The following is a 4,317-nucleotide window of genomic DNA, read 5'->3' on the forward strand; positions in this document are numbered from 1 at the left end:
GAGACAGTTTGGTCCCTATCTGTTGTGGGCGTAGGAAATTTGAAGAGATCTGTCCCTAGTACGAGAGGGCCGGGATGGACACACCTCTGGTGCTCCAGTTGTCACGCCAGTGGCACAGCTGGGTAGCTATGTGTGGAAATGATAATCGCTGAAGGCATCTAAGCGAGAAGCATACTTTAAGATGAGATTTCCCATCCTTTATGGAGTAAGACCCCTTGAAGACGACAAGGTTGATAGGTTGGGTGTGTAAGCACGGCGACGTGTTCAGCTAACCAATACTAATAGGTCGAGGACTTCAAAAAAGCGAGAGTTTATTTACAAATTTTAGACAGTTTATTATCTAGTTTTGAGCGGATAATTTCTCTCAGATATAATCTGGTGCTTATGGCATAGTGGACACACCCGTTCCCATTCCGAACACGGAAGTTAAGCACTATTACGCCGACAATAGCCGCAAGGTGAAAATAGGGCAGTGCCAGGTTAAAAAAGGTTTTGACCTTTTTTAATATTTTTTAGATTAAGTTACAATTTACAGTTTATTAAAAAATATGTAGTATTGTAATACATAAAAATTCTAATTTATGAAAAATAGAAAAAATTAATAGTTCAAAAAAATATGGAACTAGATTTTTTAGTGATATTGTATATAAATGAGAATTAAATAATGAACCACAAATACCAACAATCAATCAAAACACCGGTGAAATTATTGACTGAAAAGAACAAAAAGGAACTGAATAACAGTTCTTTTTTTATATTAATCGCACAAATTTCATAAAAATAAATTGGGGAACAAACCACCATTATAATTATTAATCGTATAAAACCGATTTTTAAATGCTGAATATAATTTAATATCTAATTGCTTATATTTATCAGAAAAATAAAAATATCGTGGGTAAATTTTAAAACCATTATTTACTAACAAACCATATTTTTTATTATAACCTTGAACATAAGTATTATTTTCTAAATAAAAAATCGTACGTAAATAATTAGTATAAAATTTCTGTGAAATCTTAAACATACTATTTAATAATTTATCAAATTGTAATTTATCGTTAATATTTTCACTCAACAAAATATTATTAAAATTTTGTAATTTCAAAGCAAAAAAGTTAACTAAAACAGTATCATATTGTAAATTATCAATATATCCATTTTCAATAAACGAACTACGATTTTGAAACACTGGCACCAATGCACTTGCAAAAAACGACTGTAAAAACTTAGATAAATCAAACTGACCGCTAAACTGTTGATAATACTTTAAATCTTTACTATTTAATGATGAATAAATTTAACCATTAAAATTAAAAACTTCACCAATTCCCGTTCGCATAAAACTAAAATTAAAACTTAAATCATCATTATTAACATTATTTAACTCTTAAACTACCAGAAATAATTAAATTTACCTCATCAACAGTCAAAATCATCCGATAAATTGCTTTTTTAATATTTTTAACATCCAATTCATCAACCCTCTCAAAATCAAAAATTATGGTAGTAAGAAAAAAGTTGAGTTTTTATAAAAAATATAAATAAAGTAATTAAATATAAATTAAAGTAATCGCTTATAAGAGCGATTTTTTTTAATTGCATTATTCATCAGATAGTATCTTTAAAATTAAAAATTAACCTATTTTCTCCATCAATTAGTTAATTTTTATAATTTCCTTTCTGTGATTTATTATATTTTTTCGGTTTAACAACTAATAATATCACTTTTAAATAAAAGATACTATCTGATGAATAATGCAATACTAAAACTTAATATTTTGATGCTTAAAGATGGATAACTCATCTATGGCATGAAGCCTTAAAGAAAGTGTGAAAGCGATTGGATTTACTACTCCTATTTATTTCTTTAATTCTCGGCGGGGTTAGTCGCCCGCGAAATGTCAGAGTGTGTGTTTTTGGCTTGTTTCATAAAAAGAGTGCTGTTAAACCGAAAAAAACAATATCGGACACTAAAAAACAAGAGGGAGGAGTTCCAAAAGGTTATTTTCTTTATATAAAGTTGTGTAGGGATGGATGAAGCGTAATTAATAACTGGATAAGCTGTTTTTTTGTTTATTTCCGTGGGGGGGGTAAACTCTATCAAAATATCCTATCCGCCCCTGCTCACCCCCGAAGTGAAGCGGGCGGCGAAGTAATTAAATACTAAAATAAATTATCTACTAAGTATCAAAATATTAACCAATAAAGGAATACTATGTTTTTTTACAGAAAGGAAATTATAAAATGAAAACATTACACGAAATGATAAAAGATTTAACAGGAATTGATGTTGAACAAGATAAAATAAGTGATTATTTAGAAGAAGAAGTATTATATTTACATGGTGCTTATTTACGTTATGCTAATTTATCTTGTGCTAATTTAAAAGGTATTAAAATTACAAAAAAACAATTAGACCAATTAACTGTTATTGAGGAGAATGAATAATGAAAAAGTTAAATAAAAAAATTATCAACAAAATAAATGAATTAATGTTTAGAAGTTATCTAGTTTCATTTGAAGATATTACTGATGAACATTGAGCATTAGGTAAAACTAATTAATGAAAGGATTATTTATAATGTCAGAATATAAAAGTAAATATATTAATAAAACTTGAGATGAAATAACAACATCTTTTGATTGAGTTAATTGTCAATCGGTAATACACCAACAACAGCAGAATTAGAAACTGCTATTAAAGTAAAAAATACTAATTATCAAAATGGAGATGCAACATTCTCTAATATTACATCTACTGGCGCATTAGCAACTGGAAATCCAAATAAATATAGTGGAACAGTTTCTCTAATTTATTCAAAGTAAGTAGCGCCATAGATATCCACGATAAAATTAAAAATGTTGATAGTTTAACAGATGATGAAATAATTAAAGGAATTATTGTACCTCAAAAAGTAGCAAGTGAAGATTTAAGAGCACTTTTAAATGATAAAGTTTTAAAAGCAGTTAAAGCGGTTGATGCAAGTTTAACAACAGATGATTATGATTGATGACCGTTATATTATCAAGGTTCACCATCAAGTTATGATATTACTACAACAGATATTTATGTTGATATTTATATTGCTGGTAAAAATAAAGCAACTGGTGTTTCACAAGTTCAGTATTATAAACTACAAAAAGTAAATCAAATAAGTATTAAACAATTTAATAAAGATAATATTGGAACTTTAAAAACACCTTGATATAGTGATGTTCCTGATTTAACTAAAAAAGCAGATGTAATTACTGAAATGAATACTGGTTTTATTAAAGCAATTCAAAAACTTAATGCTGGTTTAACAACTTCAGATTATATTGTTAATATTTTAGATTATGATCATTAAATATTTAATGATAGAGATGAGGGTAATTTTAGCAATAATGTTTCGGTACCATATAGTTTAATTGGTACAAATTGATTGACTGGTGAAACAACAGGAATGGAAATTACAGTTCCTGCTGCTACTAAAAAAAACCAAAAATAAAAAAATAAAAATGCCAATTGGTACAACAAAAACTGCTCTTATTTATAGTATTAAAACTCCAACCAGATTATCAATTCAGCAACAACAAAAAAGTTTTGGTTTACAATTATTAGAATTTTTAGGAATACAAGTTTTAGCACTTGGTTTATCAGTTTTAACTGGTGGGATTGCTTCTGCTGTTGGATTGGGTGCTGGATTATCTAATTTTGCGTCTGCCCTTATATCTTTTGGAGTAGAAACAGCAACCGATTTTGCAGTTAATCAAATATATGATAAATTAACCTCAGAAGTTACGGCAAAAAGTACCGCTTTAAATTTATTGCCAGCAATTGGGGGGTATTGGTAAATTAACTCGTGCTGCTAGAATAACAAAAGTTTTAAAATTAGCAAAAGAAACTAAATTACTTGAAAAATTAGGAATAGTAACTGCTAAAAATTTAGAAGATGTTGTTAAACAAGTAGCGGGTAAAAAGATTTTATTTAATAAATTAATATTTGATTTTACTAAACAAGCAAATAATTAGACTTTATTATATACAATTGGAAAATTAGCACGAAATGATTTTTCTAAGGGTTTTAAAATTTCTAATTTAGGGAAAATTAACAATCTATTAAAAATTGAAAAAAACTTACAAAAAATAAGTCCAAAGTTGGTACAAAAAGCACCTAGATTAACAAAAAAATATCAAGAATATGTTAATAATTGATTATCAGAATATGGTTTAAGTTTTGAAAAAATAACAAAAATAAGTACTGATGAATGATATAAAATTATGACTGATTTACATAAAAAAGGAATTGCTAAAAAATTATTATTAAATGTTAA

At 27.5% G+C, this 4,317-nt stretch carries 5 protein-coding genes, 2 rRNA genes and 1 pseudogene; 7 read left to right on the forward strand and 1 reads right to left on the reverse strand.

What is annotated here, in order from left to right; translation table 4 throughout:
* Together C6B38_RS09240 and rrf are read left to right on the forward strand one after the other, a co-directional pair.
* Positions 1–302: ribosomal RNA gene (locus C6B38_RS09240) — 23S ribosomal RNA — on the forward strand; the annotation flags it as partial.
* Positions 303–374: 72 nt separating this feature from the next.
* Positions 375–481: ribosomal RNA gene (gene rrf / locus C6B38_RS09245) — 5S ribosomal RNA — on the forward strand.
* A gap of 309 nt (positions 482–790) precedes the next feature.
* Here rrf and C6B38_RS12505 read toward each other — a convergent pair.
* Positions 791–1,505: pseudogene (locus C6B38_RS12505) on the reverse strand (spiroplasma phage ORF1-like family protein); the annotation flags it as partial.
* Positions 1,506–2,247: 742 nt separating this feature from the next.
* Here C6B38_RS12505 and C6B38_RS09260 point away from each other — a divergent pair.
* From C6B38_RS09260 to C6B38_RS09270, 5 genes are all read left to right on the forward strand, one after another.
* On the forward strand, positions 2,248–2,451 hold the full coding sequence (locus C6B38_RS09260) for a pentapeptide repeat-containing protein (RefSeq protein ID WP_105299409.1): 204 nt from the start codon (positions 2,248–2,250) through the stop codon (positions 2,449–2,451).
* Between the two features lie 115 nt (positions 2,452–2,566).
* The gene (locus C6B38_RS12060; RefSeq protein ID WP_255401148.1) at positions 2,567–2,692 is read left to right on the forward strand and encodes a hypothetical protein; all 126 of its coding nucleotides are present in this window, start codon (positions 2,567–2,569) and stop codon (positions 2,690–2,692) included.
* Positions 2,656–2,829 (forward strand): hypothetical protein, encoded by a 174-nt coding sequence (locus C6B38_RS10475; protein ID WP_162475955.1) that lies wholly within the window; start codon positions 2,656–2,658, stop codon positions 2,827–2,829. Before C6B38_RS12060 ends, C6B38_RS10475 begins: the two co-directional genes overlap by 37 nt.
* Positions 2,830–3,501: 672 nt before the next feature.
* Positions 3,502–3,837, forward strand: coding sequence for a hypothetical protein (locus tag C6B38_RS09265; RefSeq protein ID WP_105299410.1), 336 nt, complete (start codon positions 3,502–3,504; stop codon positions 3,835–3,837).
* The gene (locus tag C6B38_RS09270) at positions 3,821–4,015 is read left to right on the forward strand and encodes a hypothetical protein (RefSeq protein WP_105299411.1); all 195 of its coding nucleotides are present in this window, start codon (positions 3,821–3,823) and stop codon (positions 4,013–4,015) included. The genes C6B38_RS09265 and C6B38_RS09270 overlap by 17 nt, the downstream gene beginning before the upstream one ends.
* The last annotated feature ends 302 nt before the right edge of the window (positions 4,016–4,317 follow it).

It is taken from the genome of Spiroplasma sp. ChiS (assembly GCF_002968355.1).
GTDB classification, from domain to species: domain Bacteria; phylum Bacillota_I; class Bacilli_A; order Mycoplasmatales; family Mycoplasmataceae; genus Spiroplasma; species Spiroplasma citri.